The sequence below is a fragment of the Ectothiorhodospira mobilis genome (assembly GCF_016584115.1).
In the GTDB taxonomy this organism is placed as follows: Bacteria; Pseudomonadota; Gammaproteobacteria; order Ectothiorhodospirales; family Ectothiorhodospiraceae; genus Ectothiorhodospira; species Ectothiorhodospira mobilis.
This window is the reverse complement of the sequence record NZ_NRSK01000014.1, coordinates 38,864-58,183: the sequence shown is the minus strand read 5'-3', so window position 1 is coordinate 58,183 and position 19,320 is coordinate 38,864. Positions and strand designations below refer to the sequence as shown.

General features: G+C 70.2%; 20 protein-coding genes. 11 read left to right on the top strand and 9 right to left on the bottom strand.

Annotated features, from left to right (window positions below):
- Positions 1-3: 3 nt before the first annotated feature.
- The 3 genes from CKO33_RS07480 to CKO33_RS07470 all read right to left on the bottom strand — a co-directional run bounded on the left by CKO33_RS07480 (position 4) and on the right by CKO33_RS07470 (position 3,682).
- The gene (locus CKO33_RS07480; RefSeq protein WP_200181011.1) at positions 4-1,413 is read right to left on the bottom strand and encodes an HlyD family type I secretion periplasmic adaptor subunit; all 1,410 of its coding nucleotides are present in this window, start codon (positions 1,411-1,413) and stop codon (positions 4-6) included.
- On the bottom strand, positions 1,410-3,161 hold the full coding sequence (locus CKO33_RS07475) for a type I secretion system permease/ATPase (protein ID WP_200181009.1): 1,752 nt from the start codon (positions 3,159-3,161) through the stop codon (positions 1,410-1,412). The genes CKO33_RS07480 and CKO33_RS07475 overlap by 4 nt, the downstream gene beginning before the upstream one ends.
- A gap of 188 nt (positions 3,162-3,349) precedes the next feature.
- Positions 3,350-3,682, bottom strand: coding sequence for a high-potential iron-sulfur protein (locus tag CKO33_RS07470; protein WP_200181007.1), 333 nt, complete (start codon positions 3,680-3,682; stop codon positions 3,350-3,352).
- 722 nt (positions 3,683-4,404) lie between these two features.
- On the opposite strand from CKO33_RS07470, the gene CKO33_RS07465 reads away from it, so the two are divergent.
- Positions 4,405-4,929 carry a tetratricopeptide repeat protein gene (locus CKO33_RS07465; protein WP_200181005.1) on the top strand — a complete coding sequence of 175 codons (525 nt, stop codon included), beginning with the start codon at positions 4,405-4,407 and terminating at the stop codon, positions 4,927-4,929.
- A 27-nt stretch (positions 4,930-4,956) separates the two neighbouring features.
- Here the strand turns inward: CKO33_RS07465 and CKO33_RS07460 are convergent, their stop codons facing one another.
- From CKO33_RS07460 to pilV (CKO33_RS07450), 3 genes are read right to left on the bottom strand one after another with little or no spacing between them, the layout of a single operon-like run.
- Positions 4,957-6,153: a pilus assembly PilX family protein gene (locus tag CKO33_RS07460; RefSeq protein ID WP_200181004.1), complete on the bottom strand. Its 1,197-nt coding sequence runs from the start codon at positions 6,151-6,153 to the stop codon at positions 4,957-4,959.
- 29 nt (positions 6,154-6,182) lie between these two features.
- Positions 6,183-6,725 (bottom strand): prepilin-type N-terminal cleavage/methylation domain-containing protein, encoded by a 543-nt coding sequence (locus CKO33_RS07455; protein ID WP_200181002.1) that lies wholly within the window; start codon positions 6,723-6,725, stop codon positions 6,183-6,185.
- Complete coding sequence (pilV, locus tag CKO33_RS07450) at positions 6,722-7,177, bottom strand: type IV pilus modification protein PilV (protein WP_200181000.1); 456 nt, start codon at positions 7,175-7,177, stop codon at positions 6,722-6,724. Before pilV (CKO33_RS07450) ends, CKO33_RS07455 begins: the two co-directional genes overlap by 4 nt.
- A gap of 216 nt (positions 7,178-7,393) precedes the next feature.
- On the opposite strand from pilV (CKO33_RS07450), the gene frdA reads away from it, so the two are divergent.
- From frdA to frdD, 4 genes are read left to right on the top strand one after another with little or no spacing between them, the layout of a single operon-like run.
- On the top strand, positions 7,394-9,142 hold the full coding sequence (gene frdA, locus CKO33_RS07445) for a fumarate reductase (quinol) flavoprotein subunit (protein WP_200180998.1): 1,749 nt from the start codon (positions 7,394-7,396) through the stop codon (positions 9,140-9,142).
- Entirely contained in the window at positions 9,139-9,894 is a 756-nt protein-coding gene (locus CKO33_RS07440) for a succinate dehydrogenase/fumarate reductase iron-sulfur subunit (RefSeq protein ID WP_200180997.1), read from the top strand. The genes frdA and CKO33_RS07440 overlap by 4 nt, the downstream gene beginning before the upstream one ends.
- Positions 9,891-10,289 carry a succinate dehydrogenase/fumarate reductase transmembrane subunit gene (locus CKO33_RS07435; protein WP_200180995.1) on the top strand — a complete coding sequence of 133 codons (399 nt, stop codon included), beginning with the start codon at positions 9,891-9,893 and terminating at the stop codon, positions 10,287-10,289. Before CKO33_RS07440 ends, CKO33_RS07435 begins: the two co-directional genes overlap by 4 nt.
- Positions 10,286-10,630, top strand: coding sequence for a fumarate reductase subunit FrdD (gene frdD, locus CKO33_RS07430; protein ID WP_200180993.1), 345 nt, complete (start codon positions 10,286-10,288; stop codon positions 10,628-10,630). The genes CKO33_RS07435 and frdD overlap by 4 nt, the downstream gene beginning before the upstream one ends.
- 6 nt (positions 10,631-10,636) lie before the next feature.
- On the opposite strand, the gene CKO33_RS07425 is transcribed toward frdD, so the two are convergent.
- From CKO33_RS07425 to pilV (CKO33_RS07415), 3 genes are all read right to left on the bottom strand, one after another.
- The gene (locus tag CKO33_RS07425) at positions 10,637-11,116 is read right to left on the bottom strand and encodes a DUF1640 domain-containing protein (protein WP_200180991.1); all 480 of its coding nucleotides are present in this window, start codon (positions 11,114-11,116) and stop codon (positions 10,637-10,639) included.
- A gap of 70 nt (positions 11,117-11,186) precedes the next feature.
- Positions 11,187-11,741 carry a PilW family protein gene (locus tag CKO33_RS07420; protein WP_274600742.1) on the bottom strand — a complete coding sequence of 185 codons (555 nt, stop codon included), beginning with the start codon at positions 11,739-11,741 and terminating at the stop codon, positions 11,187-11,189.
- Entirely contained in the window at positions 11,738-12,172 is a 435-nt protein-coding gene (gene pilV / locus CKO33_RS07415; RefSeq protein ID WP_200180987.1) for a type IV pilus modification protein PilV, read from the bottom strand. Before pilV (CKO33_RS07415) ends, CKO33_RS07420 begins: the two co-directional genes overlap by 4 nt.
- A gap of 258 nt (positions 12,173-12,430) precedes the next feature.
- On the opposite strand from pilV (CKO33_RS07415), the gene CKO33_RS07410 reads away from it, so the two are divergent.
- From CKO33_RS07410 to dnaG, 6 genes are all read left to right on the top strand, one after another.
- A complete protein-coding gene (locus CKO33_RS07410) occupies positions 12,431-12,571 on the top strand; it encodes a hypothetical protein (protein WP_200180980.1) in 141 nt (46 codons plus the stop codon).
- Between the two features lie 166 nt (positions 12,572-12,737).
- A complete protein-coding gene (gene aroK, locus CKO33_RS07405) occupies positions 12,738-13,358 on the top strand; it encodes a shikimate kinase AroK (RefSeq protein WP_200180979.1) in 621 nt (206 codons plus the stop codon).
- Positions 13,359-13,432: 74 nt separating this feature from the next.
- Positions 13,433-14,536, top strand: coding sequence for a 3-dehydroquinate synthase (gene aroB / locus CKO33_RS07400; protein WP_200180971.1), 1,104 nt, complete (start codon positions 13,433-13,435; stop codon positions 14,534-14,536).
- Entirely contained in the window at positions 14,533-15,708 is a 1,176-nt protein-coding gene (locus tag CKO33_RS07395; protein ID WP_200180969.1) for a deoxyguanosinetriphosphate triphosphohydrolase, read from the top strand. Before aroB ends, CKO33_RS07395 begins: the two co-directional genes overlap by 4 nt.
- 14 nt (positions 15,709-15,722) lie before the next feature.
- Positions 15,723-17,336: an AAA family ATPase gene (locus CKO33_RS07390; protein WP_200180967.1), complete on the top strand. Its 1,614-nt coding sequence runs from the start codon at positions 15,723-15,725 to the stop codon at positions 17,334-17,336.
- A gap of 111 nt (positions 17,337-17,447) precedes the next feature.
- Positions 17,448-19,211: a DNA primase gene (dnaG, locus tag CKO33_RS07385; RefSeq protein ID WP_200180961.1), complete on the top strand. Its 1,764-nt coding sequence runs from the start codon at positions 17,448-17,450 to the stop codon at positions 19,209-19,211.
- Positions 19,212-19,320 lie beyond the last annotated feature (109 nt).

Genomic DNA, 19,320 nt, shown 5'->3' with positions numbered 1-19,320 from the left:
GTTTTAGTTCTCCGTGAAGGAGCGGGCCAGGGCGTCGGTGAGCGGCTTGAGCAGGTAGCTCATGGGACTGCGCTCGCCGGTCTGGATCATGATCTCGGCGGGCATGCCCGGGCGCAGGGTGACATTGCCGAGGCGGCGCATCTCCTCCTCGCCCACGGTGACCCGGGTGAGGTAGTAGGGCTCGCCGGTGTCCGGGTCCTGCAGGCGGTCGGCGGAGACGAAGCTGACCGCGCCTTCCACCACGGGGGTGGTGCGCATGCTGAAGGCGGAGAAGCGCACGTCCGCCGGCTGGCCGTCGTGGACGTTGTCCACGTCCTGGGGCCGGATGCGGCCCTCCACCACCAGGGGCTGGTCGCCGGGGACCAGGTCGAGGATGGGTTCGCCGGGGCCGATGACCGCCCAGCGGGCGTGGAAGCGCAGGTTGACCACGACGCCGCCCACGGGGGCGCGGATCTCGGTGCGGGCCAGGGTGTCGCGCAGGGCCCGCAGCTCTTCCTCCAGGCTGTTGATGCGGGCGGTGACCTCGCGCATGGCCTCGGCGGCCTGACGCTGGAATTCGCGCCGGGCCTGGAGGATCTGCAGTTCGGCCTCGCCCGTCTGCACGCGGGTCTCGGCGATGCCGGCCTTGAGTTCGCCGGCCTCCCCCTGGGCCTCGGCACGCTGGCGCTCCAGGGGGCGCAGGTCGGCGGCGGGCAGGAGTTCCCGCTCCGCCAGGCGGCCGCGGCTGGCCAGTTCCTCGTCCAGGGAGGCGATGATGTCCAGGCGGGACTGGCGCTGGGCCTGCATGCCGTCGATCTTCTCGTTGAGCTGCTCGATGCGCTGGCGCAGGACGTCGATCTCCCCCTGCAGGGCCTCGCGGCGCACCCGGAACTGGCGCCGTTCCACGGCCATGAGACGCTCGCCCAGGCCACCCTCGCCGCCGTGGGTCAGTTCCTGCGGAAAGTCGATGCTGTCCCGGCCGGTGAGTTCGGCCTCCAGGCGGGCCCTGCGGGCCAGTTCGGCCAGGTAGTTGTTGTAGTTGGACAGGTAGGCGGCCCGGGCCTGGGTGTCGTCCAGTTCGATGAGCAGGTCCCCCTGCTCCACCCGGTCGCCGTCGCGCACATGGAAACGGCGGATGATGCCCCCCTCCAGGTGCTGCACGGTCTTGCGGTAGGTGTCCACGGTGACGGTGCCCGGGGCCACCACGGCGCCGTTGATGCGGGCGAGCATGGCCCAGCCGCCGAGGAAGCCGAAGGCCAGGAGGATGACGATGAGGCCGAACAGGCGGGGGAAGCGGTCGTTGGACGGGGGGGTGGCCCCGGCCGGTTCCCGGGTGTCGCTCTCCCGGGGGAGGTGCTCCCCCTGCACGGGGGTGTTTTCCCCGCTTTGGGAGACGGGGGATCTGCTGGCGGGATTCTGGTCCTGCTCGCTCATGACTGGCTCGCGATGGGATTGCCGGACACGCCGGTGGGACGGGTGAAGCGGCCCAGGACCTCCTGGCGGGGACCGAGGGCGGCGGTCTGGCCGTCCTTGAGCACCAGGATCTCGTCCACGGCGGAGAGCACGGCGGGCCGGTGGGCGATGATCACCACGGTGCGGCCCTCGTCGCGCAGTTGCTGGATGGTCTGCACCAGGGCCTGTTCACCGGCCTCGTCCAGGTTGGAGTTGGGTTCGTCCAGGACGATGAGCCGGGGGTTGCCGTAGACGGCCCGGGCCAGGGCCACGCGCTGGCGCTGGCCGGCGGAGAGGGCCCCGCCGTGGACACCGATGCGGGTGTCGTAGCCTTCGGGCAGGCGCAGGATCATGTCGTGCAGGCCGGTCTTGCGGGCGGCCTCCACCACCTGGTCCGGGTCCACCTGGCCGAAGCGGGCGATGTTCTCGGCGATGGTGCCGGCGAAGAGTTCGATGTCCTGGGGGAGATAGCCGATATGGGGGCCCAGCTGTTCCCGGTCCCAGTTGTTGATCTCGGCGCCGTCGATGCGCACGTCGCCGGCATAGGTGGGCCAGACCCCCACCAGGGCGCGGGCGAAGCTGGACTTGCCGGCGGCGCTGGGGCCGATGACCCCGAGGACGCGGCCGGGGGGCAGCTCCAGCTTGACGCCCCGCAGGGCGGGGACGCGGCTGCCGGGGGGGATGACGACGATGTTCTCCACGCTGATCCGGCCCTGGGGCTCGGGGAGCTGCATGTGCTCGCCGGGGGCGGGGGTGGATTCCAGCACCTTGTTGAGGCGGGTCCAGGCGCCGCGGGCGCCGATGAAGCCGCGCCAGGCGTGCATGGCCTGGTCCACCGGGGCCAGGGCCCGGCCCATGATGATGGAGGCGGCGATCATGACGCCGGGGGTGATGACCTGCTCCACCGCCAGATAGGCGCCAGCGGCCAGGATGCCCACCTGCAGGATCATGCGCAGGGAGCGGGAGATGGCGGTGAGGTTGGCGGAGCGGTCGCTGGCGATGGCCTGCAGGCCGAGGACGTTCTGGTGCAGGTCCTGCCAGCGGTCCCGCAGGCGGCCGGTCATGCCCATGGCCTCCAGCACCTCGGCGTTGCGCAGGTTGGAGCTGGCGTAGTCGGATTCCTTGATGTACTCGTTGTTGGCCGCCCCCAGGGGCTTGCGGGTAAGGAATTCGTTGAGCACGGCCAGGGCCAGGAGGATAAGGGCGCCGACGAGGGAGATCACCCCCAGGATCGGGTGGAACAGGAAGATGATGCCCAGGAAGATGGGGGTCCAGGGGGCGTCGAAGAAGGCAAATACCCCCTGCCCGGTCATGAACTGGCGCAGGGTGACCATGTCCTTGAGGGGCTGGGTGGAGCCGTTGTCGGGGCTTCTCAGGGCGCGGAAGAAGGTGGCATCGAACAGGCGGCGGTCCAGCAGGGCGTCCAGTCGGGTACCGGCCCGCACCAGCACGCGGTTGCGGGACCAGTCCAGCAGGCCCATGACGATGAGCAGGCCCACGGCGACGATGAGCAGCATCACCAGGGTGGGGATGCTGCCGCTGGAGAGCACGCGATCGTACATCTGCAGCATGAAGATGGGGGGCACCAGCATGAGCAGGTTGATGAAGAAGCTGAACAGGGCCACGGAGAGGAAGGCCTGCTTCAGCTGGCCCAGACTCCGGCGCAGTTCGCCCTGGTTGCTCTCGGGACGGGGGGGTCCTTGAGTGGCGTTACTGGAGGTACGGGACATCGGGGATGGGGGGACCTGCGGTCGGGGTGAGGGACTCACGAAACCCGTTACCATAGCAGGGTGGCAGGGGGGTCACAAGGCAAGGGCTGGGGGACTGAAGTGACTGAGGGTGACTGAGGTACCTGGCACCTTTTTGGTCCCCAAAAAGGTGCCAGGTACCCGGGGACCCGGGTAGGGACCCGGGACCCTCAGCCCCTGGGCACGTAGGCGGTGCACCAGCCGCCTTCCGCCACCAGCTTGCCGGGGAACACGGCGCAGGGGCCCCATTCCTTGGCGGAGGGGTCGGTGTAGAGCAGGCAGTTGCCGCAGTTCTGCCCCTCCTGGTATTCGGGATGATCCACCTGGGTGGCGTCGTGCCGGTAGTTCAGGGCCCGGGCCTCCTTGGAGTCTTCATCCAGATGGGGCAGCCCGTCCTGGGCGGAGGCGGTGGTGGTCATTCCCAGACCCGCCAGGGGCGCGGCTGCCAGGCCGGTGGTGGTGAGCTGCAGGAAACGGCGACGCTGGAGATCGGTATCTTTCATCTTGCCTTTCCTCCCGTTCATGTATTTCCGTCCGCCGGGGACCGGGCACCGGATGCAAGCGTGATCCATAAAGGTGCCAGGTTCCCCATGGTGGGCCTCAGGAGGGTTGCCGGAAGGGTCCGCGCCCGCGGGCCAGGCCGCGGCCGCAGGGGCCCAGGCCCTGCCCTCTTCCACGCCCCATGCCTTGTCCCATGCCCGGCTGCATGGCGGGTTGCATGGCCGGGTTCACGGCCGCATCGTCCGGAGCAGAGGGCCCCGACATCATGGCCGCCCCCCATGCGCGGCCCATGCCGCGTCCGGCTCCCATGCCAGTTCTCATGCCCTGGCCCATACCAAACCCCTTTCTGCCTCTGTGACGCATGTCTTTCTCCTCCTGAATCGGTTGCCGATGGTTCAATTATGGACATATGCGCACATCACGCAAGGTGGGCCTAACCCCGAGACTTGGATTATGTGAACATATGCGCATTACTGAGACCGTGGAACCCTCCGGGGGTTCCCCGCGTAGGGGGGGGAAGGGGTGTGGTACCTGGCACCTTTTCCCCGGGAAAAAGGTGCCAGGTACCCGGGACCGAGGTACCCGGGACCGCCTGGGTCGCGGTATCTTCTTCCTGGTCGCCCGATCGGGGTCTGGAGCGATTGCAACGCCCCTTGAGTCACGGTTTCTGGTGTCTCACCATGGGAATCTAACCTGTACACAAAACCTGCCGATCCCTGGAACCATGGATTGCTCTGAATACCTCACGGTACTGGCCCTGCTGGTCTCCATCGTCGCGCTGGGGGTGGTCTTCCTAGCCTATACGGAATATATCCGGGTACGAAGCCTTCGTTCGGAACTGGAGGCCTGGCGCGCTGCGGTTGAGGATCGGCTTTACCGCAACGCCAAGGCCCAGCAGAGGATTCAGGCCAGCTACCATGTGGCATCGCCCGAGCAGAAGATCGCCTTGATCGAATCGGCCCTGACGGCCGATCCCGATACATTCAATGGCTACAATGCCCTGGGATGGGCCCGCATGGCCCAGGAGGACATCCCCGGCGCCATCGCTGCATTCGAACAGGCCGTCCTGCGTCACCCCAAGGACAAGGCCGGGTATTTCGACCTGGCATGGGGGCAATTGCAGGCCCATCGGCCCGACCGGGCGCGCAAGGCACTGCAAAAGGCCATCCAGGTGGATGCTTCTTCCCGGGAAGATATCGAAGAGGAACCAGAACTTGCGGATTTATTCCGGGAGAATGACAACACCTGACGACAGGCACAGCGTTGGTACCCGGGCTTAGAAGGCACCCAGGATCTCCCGCCAGGCCACGACACGGGGCGGGTGGGTCTGGCCCCAGAGGCCGTGGCGCTGGAGCTGCTCCAGGGCCCCGGTGCTGTATTTGAGGGTGAAGTTGCCCCCCAGGTCCGCGTCCACCCATCCCGGCCTGCCCTCCAGGGAGATGACCGAACCGAAGAGGTTGGCGGTGCCCTTGCCTGAGGTGATGCGGGCCCCGTCGCGCAACAGGATCAGCCCCTCGAAGGTGAAGGTGCCGTTGGCGGGGCCCAGGGCCACGTCGCCGGAGAGGATGAGTACCCCGGCGGCATGGGTGTTGCCGCCGAGGCGCACCTCCCCTTCCCCTTTCACCTCCACCACCGCCGGGGCTTCGCGGCTGCCCAGTTCGCTGGAGAGATCCACCCGCTCGCCGGAGTCCAGGGTATGGCTGCGGGTCCCGGGACGGGCCGCGAGGGCATCGGCGTATTCGCCCCAGTGCATTGCGGTGACGCCGCCTTCGGTGGCGGCGGCTTCGGTCTGGCGCAGGGCCGGGGCCCCCCGGATCTGGCCGGGGCGGTTGTTGCCCGCCTGGTTGCCGGTGCCCACGGCCTGGCTGTCGGCGTTGCCCACCAGGTAGATGCCGGCACGGTCCCCCTTCCCGGCCAGGGTGCCGTTGCATCGGGCCCCGGTGCAGCCGTTTTCCGGCAGCTTCCAGTTGCGCCCGTCAAAGTAGATGGCATTGCCGCTGTTGCTGCCCGTACGGGTCTCGCAGTGGGCGCCGTAGCAGGTGTAGGCGGATTCGGGCACCGGACCGCCGGGCCCGCCATCCAGTTCGGCCTCCAGGGTGCGCCGGGCACCTCCCGGCAGGGTGCCGGTGATGCGGACGGTGGCCCGGCCATGGTGGTAGTCCACGGATTCCAGCTGCCATTGGCCGGGGCGGTCGGCGTGGACGGCATGGGGGCCTTCCCCCACGGCCTGGAGGGTGGCTTCACGGTCGCCCCAGGCGTCGAAGTCCTCGTGGCGCATCACCGCCAGGACCTGGGCCAGTCCGCTTTCGGCGGCCAGGAAGGCCTCGGTGGCCTGCTTTTGATTGCCGGCGATGCGTTCCTGGATCACCGCTGCGTTCATCCCGGCCACCCCCAGCAGGGTGGTGAGGGTGAGGATCACCAGGCTCACCACCAGCACGGCGCCGTTCTCTCGTCCAGGGTTCTCGTTGGGCATCGGGGGCCTCCCTGCGTTGGGGTTGTCCGTCACAGTCGCTGCAAAATGGCCTGCCGCAGGGCCACCCGGAAGTGGAAGCGGCGGGTTTCGTCCCCGCCCAGGCGCAGATCCAGGGCAAGATCCAGGCCCAGCAGGTCGTGGTCCACGGGATGGCGTACGGGGGTTGCCTGCAGTGTGGAACCCGGCGCCAGGCCCTCCACCAGGGCCTGGCCGCCTGCGTCGGGGTCGGGACCGCAGCGCAGGGTCTCGTCGGCCACCCAGTAGAAGATCTCCGATTCCCCCGGGGGCTGGCCGCACCAATCCGCCGTGCGGTTGCGGGTGACCCCCAGCCGCCCCGGCGTGCCGGTATCCACCGCGGTGGCACCGCGCAGATCCCGCACCAGCAGGTCCATGGTATGGGCCACGGTGTTCTGCATCCGGGCCAGTTGCCGGGATTCCCGGTAGGCACTCTGGTTGGCGACGAAGATCTGCACCACTCCCGAGAGCAGGATCAGGCCGATCACCAGGGCGATCATCCATTCCACCAGCCCCACGCCCCGCTGGCATCCGGCGACGCGCACCCCGGGGCTCACGAGCCCGCCCCCCCGGGCAGGGTGACGGTGTATTCGAAGACCGCCTCGTCCCCCTCCCGCGCGAAACGGCCCTCGGCCCAGCGCACCCGGATGGTGCAGGTGGTGGGGGCGGCCCCGTCGCAGTCGATGTCGCTGCCGGTGATGCCCGGCAGCCGCAGGGCGGCGGGCGCATCGTTGCCGGGGGCACCCCAGGCGGTACGCCAGGGACCCTCCACCGACCGGGGGTCCGGGGTGCCGTCCACGGCCAGGGAGATCCACAGGCGCTCCGCCGCCTCCCGGGCCATAACGCTGGCAAGGGTGCGCTGCTGGGCGGAGTGGATGGACTGGATGCCGAGCAGGTGCAGCCCCGCGATCCCCAAGAGCCCCACGGACAGCACCAGCAGGGCCACCAGGACCTCGGTGAGGGAGAATCCGCGCTGGAAGGGGGGGATACGTGAGCGATGCGCCTGCATGGCATCCGGCTCCCATGGGTCTTGTTGCCGTAGGGGCATTATGCCCCGTTCCCCGGCCCCCCGTTCACCCCCCGGGAGGCACGGCTGATGAAGCGGGGACGGACACGGATATGCGGCGCGGGCGGGGATGATCCACCCCGCCATGCCCTGGCCGGGGCGGGCCGCCTTGGGTACCATGCCGGCCTGCGGTTCCCCCTGCGCAGGAGCGCCCACGCAATGCAGACAATCGATGCGGATGTGGTGGTCATCGGCGGCGGCGGCGCCGGCCTGCGGGCCGCCATCGCGGCGGCGGAGGCGGACCCGGATGCCGCCGTGGCCCTGGTGTCCAAGGTGGTGCCCACCCGCAGCCACACGGTGGCGGCGGAAGGGGGGGCCGCCGGGGTGATCCACCCGGAGGATCATCCGGACAAGCATTTCGACGATACCGTCTCCGGCGGGGACTGGCTCTGCGAGCAGGACGTGGTGGAGTGGTTCGTGGGCCGCTGCACCCCGGAGATGACGCAGATGGAGCACTGGGGCTGCCCCTGGAGCCGGCGCCCGGACGGGGAGATCAACGTGCGCTACTTCGGCGGCATGAAGTCGCCCCGCAGCTGGTTCGCCGCCGACCGCACCGGTTTTCACATGCTCCATACCCTGTTCCAGACCAGCCTGAAGTACCCCTCCATCCGCCGCTTCGACGAATGCTTCTGCATGGACCTGCTGGTGGAGGACGGCCGCCTGCGGGGGGTGCTGGCGGTGCATGTGCCCAGCGGTGACAGCCTGCTGCTGCGCTGCCGGGCGGCGGTGCTGGCCACCGGCGGTGCCGGGCGCGTCTACCGGCAGAACACCAATGCCGGCATCGTCACCGGCGAGGGCATGGGCATGGCCCTGGCCTGCGGCACGGGGCTGCGGGACATGGAGTTCGTGCAGTGGCACCCCACCACCCTGCCCGGCAGCGGGCTGCTCATCACCGAGGGGGCCCGGGGCGAGGGGGGCATCCTGCTCAACCGCCACGGGCGGCGCTATCTGCAGGACCATGGCCTGGGTCCGGTGGACCCCTGGCCCCGGCCCCGGGCCATGGAGCTGGGCCCCCGGGACCGGGTCTCCCAGGCCTTCTGGCACGAGGACCGGGCGGGCCGCACCGTGCCCACCCCCCAGGGCACGGCGGTGCACCTGGACCTGCGTCACCTGGGTCGGGAGACCCTGGAGGAGCGCCTGCCCCAGATCCTGCATCTGGCCCGCACCTTCGCCGCCGTGGACCCGGTGGAGGCGCCCATCCCCGTGCGTCCGGCGGTGCACTACACCATGGGCGGGGTGCCCACCGACCGCCACGGGGCCACCGCCGTGGAGGGGCTGTATGCCGCCGGGGAATGCGCCAGCACGGGGCTGCACGGGGCCAACCGCCTGGGCTCCAATTCCCTGGCGGAGCTGCTGGTGTTCGGCCGGGCCGCCGGCGAGGCGGCGGTGGCCCATGCCCGCAACGGCCCGGCGCCGGCGCCGGGGGTGGAGCGCCAGGCCGAGGCGGCCCGGCGGCGGTGGCATGCCCTGCTGGAGCCGCACCACGGCGAGCGCCTGGCCACCCTGCGGGATGCCATGCAGGCGGCCATGGAGGAGGGCGTGGGCATCGTGCGTGAGGCCGAGGGCATGGCCCGGACCTGCGAGACCCTGGCGGATCTGCGCGCCCGCTATCGCCGCGGGGTGCGCCTGGACGATACGGGCCGGGCCTTCAACACCGAATGGCTCGCCACCCTGGAGCTGGGCCATGCCCTGAAGGTGGCCCAGGCCATCGCCCATGCGGCCCTGGCCCGCCGCGAATCCCGCGGGGCCCATCTGCGCAGCGACGGCTACGACCGGCGTGACGATGAAGGCTTCCTGTGTCATTCCCTGGCCTGGGATCAGGGGGAGGAGCCACCGCGCATCGACCATACCCCCGTCACCCTCACCCGCTCGGCACCGGGGGAGCGGGTCTACGGGGGGCCGGCATGAGCGATACCCGCACCATCGTCCTGGAGTGCCTGCGCTACCATCCCGAACGGGACGAGGCCCCGTATCACCAGCGCTTCGAGGTGCCCTTCACCCCCGAGATGTCGGTGCTGGAGGGGCTGCAGTACATCAAGGATCACCTGGACGGCAGCCTCACCTTCCGCTGGTCCTGCCGCATGGCCGTATGCGGCAACTGCGGCTGCATGGTCAACGGCGAGCCGGTGCTCAGCTGCCAGGTGTTTCTGCGGGACTACCATCCCGGGTGCGTGCGCGTGGAGCCCCTGGACCATTTCCCCATCCAGCGGGACCTGGCGGTGGACCCCTCGGATTTCCTGGACAAGCTGGCACAGGTGGCCCCCTACCTGATCCCGGACCCGGTGCGCACCCCGGAGGACGGCCCCCACCGGCAGACGCCCCAGCAGATGCAGGACTATCTGGACACCTCCGCCTGCATCAACTGCCTGCTGTGCTATGCCGCCTGTCCCCAGTACGGCCTGAAGGCGGACTTCCTCGGGCCCGCCGCCCTGGCCCTGGCCCATCGCTACAATGCCGATTCCCGGGATGCCGGCCGGGCGCGGCGCATGGAGGTGATGAACAGTGATGCGGGGGTGTGGGGGTGCACCCTGGTGGGGCGCTGCTCCGAGGTCTGCCCCAAAGGGGTGGACCCGGCGGGGGCCATCAACCGCAACAAGCCCGCTGCGGCCCTGGATACCCTGCGGCGACTGCTGCAATCGGGAAGGACCTGCACCTCATGACCTCAACCCGCCCCTATATCCGATCCATGAAGGGCTGGTGGCGCCGCCATCCCGCCTACCGGTGGTATCTGCTGCGGGAGGCCACCAGCGTGGTCATCGGCCTGTATGCCCTGTGCCTGCTCTGGGGGATGACGGCCCTGCTGCTGGGCCCCGGGGCCCATGATGTCTGGCGGGCCTGTGTACAATCGCTGCCGGGGCGGGTCTTCCAGCTGCTGGCCCTGGCGGCCTTCGCCTGGCACGCCTGGACCTGGTTGCGGCTGCTGCCCCTCACCCTGGCCCCCCTGCGCCTGGGGCGTCACCGCATCAGCCAGACCCGGGTCCACCGCGCCGCCCTGGGGGCCTGGGCCCTGACCTCCGTCGCCCTGCTGGTGGCCGCCGCCGGGGGCCTGCGATGAGACCCCGCAACCTGGAACCCCTGTTCTGGACCCTCTTTGGCGCCGGCGGGATGCTGGCGGCCCTGGTGGGGCCCGCGCTGGTGCTGATCCTCGCGCTGCCCTTCCCCCCGGGGGCCCTGGAATACGCAACCCTGCGCGGCGCCATGACCCATCCCCTGGTGGCCCTGGGGCTGGGGGTCACCGTGGGGCTGTGGCTGTTCCACGCCGCCCACCGCATCCTCCACACCCTGTACGACCTGGGGGTGCCCCACGCGCAGTGGCTGCCCCGGGTCTGCTATGGGGGGGCCGCGGCGGGGGCCCTGGCGGCCCTGGGGGTGGCCCTGGCCTGGGTGCTGCAGTAGCGGGCCTCAACGCCCCAGCAGATAGCTCAAACCCGCCAACAGGAACGCGGCATGGGTCATGAGCAGGCCCCCCGTCCAGGTCACGGTCCACTTGATGATCTCCCCCTTGGTCTGGGCGATCTCCTTCTGCAGGCGGTGATCCATCTGCCGCATTTCACTGCGCATCTGCAGGATCTCCTTCTGCACCTCGCCGATCTCCTTCTGTACATCCCCCCGTAACTGCTCGATTTCTTTCTGAAGCCGTCCCTCCATCTCCCGGGTCTCCCCCCGCAGCTGTTCAATCTCCTTCTGCACCTCCCCCCGCAGCTGTTCGATCTCCTTCTGCAGGCGCAGCTCGGTCTCCCGCAGGGCCGTGCCCGTGGCCAGGTCGGTCACTTCGGGATAGCGTTGTTCCATGTGCTCGAAGGCCTCGGCGATCACCCGGGCCCGGGCCCGGTCATCCGGGGCGCTGCTGAGCTGTTCGTAGAGGTCGATGACGGAGGTCATGGGCGGGATCCTGCAGGGCCATTCATGGAATTATCCCAGGCTGGCGGCGGGCGCGCCAATCGCCCCGCCTTCACGGCTGTGTCTGGATGCGTGCCAGTATCCGGTTGCGCAGGGCCACATGGAAGGACAGCCGATGGACCCTGGGGTTCGCGTTCTCCCCGGCATGGCTCTGGAAGACCAGATCGATGCGCACCCCCGTGGGATCGGCGGCATCGGGGAGCAGTGTGGCCTCAAGGCGGCTGCCGGGACGGAAACCGCGGATGAGTTCCTGGCTGTGCCCGGTGCCGGAACGGCAGCGCAGGCCGTTGTCCTCGATCCAATAACGCACCGTATGCACCCCGGGGTCTGCACCGCACCAGTCGATGCGGCGATCCCGGGTCACCTGCAGCGCCCCGTCGGCCCAGTGCACCGCCCCGGCCCCGCGCAGGTCCCGCGTCAGGTACTCCGTGACGAAGGCCAGGGTCTCCTGCAGCCGGGCCCAGCGCTGGGTCTCGCGGTAGGTGGTCTGGTGGGCCAGGAAGACCTGCAGGGCACCGGCCAGGAGGATGAGGCCGATCACCAGGGCGACCATCCATTCCACCAGGGAAAATCCCCGGCTGCGGTGAGACCTCCGGCGGGCCTTCATTTCATCACCTCCGGGGGCAGATCCACGACGTAGTCGAAGGTGGTCCCCTCCTCCGGCTCCCGGAAACGCCCCTCGCTCCAGGCCACGGTGATGGCGCATTGCCCGGTGCTGCAGGTGATGCGGCTGTCCCCCGCGCCGGGCAGGGCCGCAAGATCGGGGGCATCGGCATCGGCGGACCACTGCCGCCGCCAGGCCGAGCCCACCGCCCCCGCCTGCAGGGGGCCTGCGGCCGCCGCCATCCACAGGCGTTCCTCCGCGTCCCGGGCGGCGATGCTGGCCAGGGTCCGCTGATAGGCGGAATGGGCCCCCTTGAGGGCGGACAACTGCAGGGCCGCCAACCCCAGCAGGCCCACGGAGAGCACCAGCAGGGCCACCAGGGCCTCGATCAGCGAAAAGCCCCGCTGCAGATGGAGGGGTAAAGAGGTCTCCATGGCTCACCTCCCTGTGAACGCCATTGCCGTGCCATGCCCCCTCATTAGCAGAATCCCCCGGTTTGTCCAGTCCCCATGGACCCGTCCCCCTTGTCTCCCCGGGCGGGATGGTCCACCCTTCCCTGCAACCGGCGCGACCCCGGGTCCGCGCCGGCCACGCGGGGCAGCGGCCATGGGCCGGTGCATCCGCCCCTCCGGGCCACGGACCGGACGGCCTGCTGCCCCTGGATGCATGCGACCGCAGGAAGGAGGATGAGGATGAACGACATGGCAAGCACGGCCGCCATGGCCGATACCGGTGCCGCCCTGCAGCTGGGGGTTCCCTTCATGGTCACGCTGTACGTGATCATCGGGATCATCCTGGCCGCACAGATCATCACCGTCACGCTGCAGAAGTGACTCCTGCGCCGGTCGCGGCGGGGGAATCCCGCCCGCGGACAGGCCCACCGCGACCGGCCCCTCCCACACCCCGCAATCCCTCCGGCGACGTGACGGATACGGCCGGGGGACGTACCATGCCCTGCACACCACCGGCCCAAGTCAACACCGGATACGGGGCATCCCCTTGGCGGAAAGAACCAACATCGTCCTCGTCGGGCCCATGGGCGCCGGCAAGTCCACCGTGGGCCGCCACCTGGCCGCCCGCCTGCAGATGCCCTTCGTGGACAGCGACCGGGAACTGGAGTCCCGCACCGGCGTGGACATCCCCACCATCTTCGAATACGAGGGGGAGGAGGGATTCCGCCGCCGCGAGGCCGCCGTCCTCGAGGACCTGTGCGCGCGCCATGGCATCGTCCTGGCCACGGGCGGCGGGGCCGTGATGCGCGCGGAGAACCGGGAGCGGCTGCAACGCTGCGGCCTGGTGGTCTACCTGCGCACGCCGGTGGCCCTCCAGCTCAAGCGCACGTCCCGGGACAGGAACCGCCCCCTGCTGCAGACCGAAGACCCCCGCGCCCGCCTCGAGGCCCTCCTGGAGGTACGCGACCCCCTCTACCGGGAGATCGCCCACCTGATCGTGGACACGGACCGGGAACACCTGCGCTCCACGGTGCGCCTCATCGCCCGCCAATACCGGAACGAAGGCGATGGGGCCCGCCCCGGCACCAGCCCCGGGAAAGGACGCAACGCGGGCGCACGCCCCAGCCGGAAACGCAGGACCGCACCCGGGCGGACGGGGGGCCGTTAGCGCCTGGGGAACGCCCCCGGGCGAACGGGGGGCCGGGGAAGACGGTTCAATGGTCTGTCCTCCCCGGCTTTAGTATGATCCCCCTCATGGATACGCTCAGCGTCGAACTGGGGGAGCGCGGCTACCCCATCCACATCGGCCGCGGCCTGCTGCATCAGCCCGACCTCCTGGGGGACCGGGTCAGTGGTCGGCGCGTGGTGGTGGTCAGCAACGAGACGGTGGCCCCGCTCTATCTGCACACGCTGCAGGATACCCTTTCCGCGGCGGGGGCCGGGGCCGTGGACGCCCTGGTGCTGCCGGACGGGGAGCGCCACAAGAACCTGGAGACCCTGGAGCGGATCTACACCGGCCTGCTGCAGCGCCGCCTGGACCGGGGGGATCTCCTGGTGGCCCTGGGGGGCGGTGTCATCGGCGATCTCACCGGCTTCGCCGCCGCCACCTACCAGCGCGGCATCGACTTCATCCAGGTGCCCACCACCCTGCTGGCCCAGGTGGACTCCTCGGTGGGGGGCAAGACGGGGGTCAACCACCCCCTGGGCAAGAACATGATCGGGGCCTTCCACCAGCCCCGCATGGTGCTGGTGGACACCGACACCCTGAACACCCTGCCGGACCGGGAGCTGAGCGCCGGGCTGGCAGAGGTGATCAAGTACGGTCTGATCGACGACGCGGAATTCTTCGCCTGGCTGGAGGAGCACCTGCCGGCGCTCCGGGCCCGGGAACCCGGGGCCCTGGCCCATGCCATCCGCCGCTCCTGCGCCGACAAGGCCCGGGTGGTGGCCCAGGATGAACGCGAGTCCGGCCGCCGTGCCCTGCTCAACCTGGGCCACACCTTCGGCCACGCCATCGAGACCGGCATGGGCTACGGCCAGTGGCTCCACGGCGAGGCGGTGGCGGCGGGCACGGTGATGGCGGCGGATCTGTCCCTGCGCCTGGGCTGGCTCGGGGCCGGGGAACGGGAACGCATCGTCCGGCTCCTGCAGGCCGCGGGCCTGCCGGTGGAACCGCCGCCGGGCCTGGGGCCGGAGCGCTTCCGGGAGATCATGGCGGTGGACAAGAAGGTCCAGCGGGGGCGGCTGCGCCTGGTGCTGCTGCAGGGGATCGGCCGGGCGGTGGTCACCGCCGGGTTCGACCCCATGGCCCTGGACGAGACCCTGGATGCGCTGACCCGGCCATGAACCACACACCGCTGAACGCGCCCTCCCCCATGGCCCCCTACGCGGCCCGGGACGCCGTCAGCCACGGCCGCCGCCACCCGGAACCGCCCCCCACCTACCGCAGCGAGTTCCAGCGGGACCGGGACCGCATCATCCATTCCACCGCCTTCCGGCGTCTGGAATACAAGACCCAGGTCTTCGTCAACCACGAGGGGGACCTGTTCCGCACCCGCCTCACCCACAGCCTGGAGGTGGCCCAGATCGCCCGGGCCATCGCCCGCATGCTGGGGCTGAACGAGGACCTCACCGAGGCCATCGCCCTGGCCCACGACCTGGGACACACCCCCTTCGGCCACGCCGGCCAGGACGCCCTGGACCAGTGCATGACCGGGTACGGGGGCTTCGAGCACAACCTGCAGTCGCTGCGGGTGGTGGACCATCTGGAGGCCCACTACGCCGAGTTCGACGGGCTCAACCTCACCTTCGAGACCCGGGAGGGCATCCTCAAGCACTGCACGGCAGAGGTGGCCGCCGGCCTGGGGGACGTGGGCCGCCGCTTCGTGGACGGCGGCCAGCCCAGCCTGGAGGCGCAGCTCAACAACCTGGCCGACGAGATCGCCTACAACAACCACGACGTGGACGACGGCCTGCGCTCGGGGTTCATCACCCTGGACCAGCTGCGGGGCATCACCCTCTTTCGCGAGGCCCTGGCCGAGGTGAACGCCCGCCATCCGGGCCTGGACGAGAAACGGGTGCGCCACGAGGTGATCCGGCGCATGATCAACCGCCTGGTAACCGACCTGATCGAGAGCAGCCGGGAGGCCATCGCCCGGGCCGCCCCGGACAGCCTGGAGGCGGTGCGCGCCCAGGATCGCCCCCTGATTCGATTCAGTCCACGGATCCGGGAATACAACCTTGAACTCAAGGGTTTCCTGCGCCAGCATCTTTATCGTCATTATCGCGTCCGACGCATGACCGCCAAGGCGGCCCGGGTGCTCCAGGCCCTGTTCGCCGCCTACATGGAGGATCCGGCCCTGCTGCCCCCCGAACACGAGCACAAGGCCCGGCGCCTGGCGGCGGAAACCGGGGAGGCCGGACGCGCCCGGGCCGTAGCCGACTACCTGGCGGGCATGACCGACCGCTTCGCCATCGCCGAGTACGGGCGCCTGTTCGACCCGAAGACACTTTCTTGACATCCAGGGATCCCATGGCCAACGACACACTGTCCGCCGACTGCCTCGAATGCCTCGGGCTGCGCCAGCCCCCCTTCGCCCCCGCGGCAGGCGAGGACTTCCTCTACAGCGATCCGGGCATCGACATGCCGGTGAACACGGTCCTGCGTCATCTGGAGAAGGACCAGAACGTGGTCCTGCTCAAGGGCGAGAAGGGGGCCGGCAAGAGCACACAACTGCTGCGCGTTCTGGCCCGGGGCCGGGACGAACTGGACTTCTGCGCCTTCAAGGCCCGGGCGGGGATCAGCCTGGCGGCCATCGAATACACCGTGCGCCAGTACTGGAAGGACGCCGCCCCCGAAGGACAGGCGAACGACCCCCTGGACCGCTTCCTGGGCGGGCTTGTGGAGGCCAGGATGCGCCCCGTGCTGGCCATCGACGATGCCCAGTTGCTGGATACGGAGGTGCTCAAGGAACTGATCCAGGTCCGCCGCCGGGTCTACGAGGCCACCGGGCAGCGCTTCGGCCTGCTGCTGGTGGGGGAGCCGGAGGTGGACGAGCGCATGCAGTCGGTGGACGATGCCCTGGATGTCCCCGAGGCCCAGGTGAGCGTGCAGGTGCGGGCCTTCACCCCGGAGCAGACCACCGCCTACCTGCGCCACCGCCTGGAGGCCGCGGGTCTGGAAGGGCCCAGCCCCCTGGACCAGGAGGCCCTGCAGGAGATCCATCAGGAATCCGGCGGTCTGCCCGGTCGCATCAACGCCGTGGCCACGGAACGGCTGCGGCAGCACTGCCAGGGGGATGCAGGTGCCGGGAACGGCGCAGGCAGCGGCACCCCCTTCTGGCGCCAGCGCTGGTTCGGCCCCGCGCTGGCCGGGGTGCTGCTGGTGGCCGCGCTGGTGATCACCCTGAGCCTGCTGGGCGGTGGCGAGGACGAGGAGCCCCGCCGGCTGCCGGTGCAGAGCCAGCCCCTGGTCCTGCCCGACCAGCCCCGGCGTGCGGAGCCCGAACCCGCCGAAACCACAGCGCCGCAACGCCAGCTCCCCGGGACCCCCTCCCCGGGCGGAACATCCGGGGAAACGCCGTCGCCGTCACCACAGGAACGGCCCGAACCCCGGGAAAGCGCCCCCGTTCCGGAGCCGGAGGCCCCGGCCACGGACACTGAGGCCGAACCGGCCCCGGAAGCGGAAGCGCCGGAACCCGAAGCCACTCCGGAACCGGAACCCGAACCGACGCCGGAACCGGAGGCCACCCCGGAGCCGGAACCGGAACCGGAGACCGCACCCGAACCCGAACCGGCACCGACCTCCGGAGACGAAGCGCAGCCCGGGGCCGGGGCGCAGGACGGCATGCGCCTGCACGACGCCGCCTGGATCCGGCAACGGGAGCGCAGCCGCTACACCATCCAGATCGTGCTGAGCAGCAGCGAGGAGCGCATCAGGGCCTATGCACAGGAGACCAATCTGCCTGGTGATGTGGCCTGGTACCACACCCGCAGGGATGGGAAGGACTTCTATGCCCTGATCTTCGGCAATTATCCCGGGGCCGAGGCCGCGCGCAGCGCCATCCCCGCACTGCCGGCCGAGGTGCGCAGGAACCAGCCCTTCATCCGCAGCTTCGGCTCCGTGCAGGACGCCATGGTGGACTGAACCGGGGGCGCCCAGCGTCCCCGCCACGACGACGCCCGCAACACGCGGGCGCCCCTCCCCCGCCGGGCGTGCATAAGGGATAATGCATGCCCGACGGTCTGTGTCCGCCCCATGTCCCGCATCCCCCGCGCCTTCATCGACGAGCTCATCGCCCGCACCGACCTGGTGGAACTGGTGGGTGCGCGCGTGCCCCTGAAGAAGCAGGGCCGGGAATACACCGCCTGCTGCCCCTTCCACGCCGAGAAGACCCCGTCCTTCTACGTCAGCCCCCAGAAGCAGTTCTATCACTGCTTCGGCTGCGGTGCCCATGGCACGGCCATCGACTTCCTCATGCAGCACGACAACCTGGATTTTGTGGAGGCCGTGGAGGAACTGGCCCGCCAGGCGGGCATGGAGGTGCCCCGGGAGGCCGGGGACCGGCGGGAGGCGGACACCCACGCCCCGCTCATCGCCGCCAACGAGGCGGCGGCGGCCCGTTTCGAGGCCCACCTGCGCCGCCACGCCCGCGCCGTGGACTATCTCAAGGCCCGCGGCGTGAGCCCGGAGGTGGCCCGGGACTACCGCCTGGGCTATGCCGTGGACACGCGCGACGACCTGCTGCGCGCCCTGACCCCGGACCACGGCGAGGCCACCCTGGCGGCGGCGGGGCTGACCACCCGCCGGGAGGGCGGCCGGCCCTATGACCGCTTCCGCGGCCGGCTCATGTTCCCCATCCGCGACGGCCGGGGACGGGTGGTGGGATTCGGCGGCCGCCTGCTGGGGGACGGCACCCCCAAGTACCTGAACACCCCCGAGACCCCCGTATTCCACAAGGGCCACCTGCTCTACGGCCTGTTCGAGGCCCGCCGGGCCCGTACGCGGCTGGAGACCCTGCTGGTGGTGGAGGGCTACATGGACGTCATCGCCCTGGCCCAGTTCGGCCTGCGCAATGCCGTGGCCACCCTGGGTACCGCCACCACCCGGGACCATCTGGAACGCCTGTTCCGCGTGGTCCCCCGGGTGGTGTTCTGTTTCGACGGCGACCGTGCCGGCGGCGAGGCCGCCTGGCGGGCGGTGGAACAGGCCCTGCCGGTGCTGCGGGACGGGCGCGAGGTGCGCTTCCTCTTCCTGCCCCAGGGGGACGATCCCGACAGCCTGGTGCGCCGCGAGGGCCCGGAAGGCTTCCAGGCCCGCGTCCGCGACGCCAAACCCCTGTCCGACACCCTGCTGGACGGCCTGGCGCAGCGCCATGACACCTCCAGCCGCGAGGGCCGGGCGACCCTGGGACAGACGGCGGCGGCCCTGCTGCGCCCCATGCCCCCCGGGCTGCTGCGCAGTCAGCTGGCGGCGGATGTGGCACACGCCGCCGGGGTCTCCCCGGAACGCTTCGAGCAGCAACTGGAGCCGGACACCCCCCACGCCAAGCCGCCTCCGTCCGCCACACCGCCACGCCGCCCCCCGCGTCGACCCGGCAATCTGCAGCGGCTGACCCTCACTCCGGTACGCCTGGCCCTGTCCCTGCTGCTGAACCGGCCGGACCTGGCGGCCCGCGTCGCCGACACCGCCTGGCTGCGGGAACTGCAGACCCCCGGCGCGGATCTGCTGGCGCAGATGCTTGAAACCCTGCACGCCCACCCCCATCTAACCCCCGCGGCGCTGGTGGAGCGCTGGCGGGACAGCGAAGCGGCACCGCATCTACTAAAATTGGCCCAGTGGCAACCCCCGCCCGCGGAGGAGGCCACTCCGGAACAACTCCTGGAGGATGCCCTGGGCCGACTGCGGCATCGCCATGCCCGCCAACGGGCGGACGCCCTGCTCAAGGCGGCCGGGGAACGGCCGCTCACGGAGGAGGAGAAACGGATGCTCCAGGAACTTTTATCCCGCCCGGCCCCCTAACGCCCCGGATCACCAAGGACCGGTTGACACGGATTTACGTGGTTGTCAACAGGATTTACTGCTATACTTGAATGTTTACCCCCGCCCGTCACCCCAACGGTGAGCATAA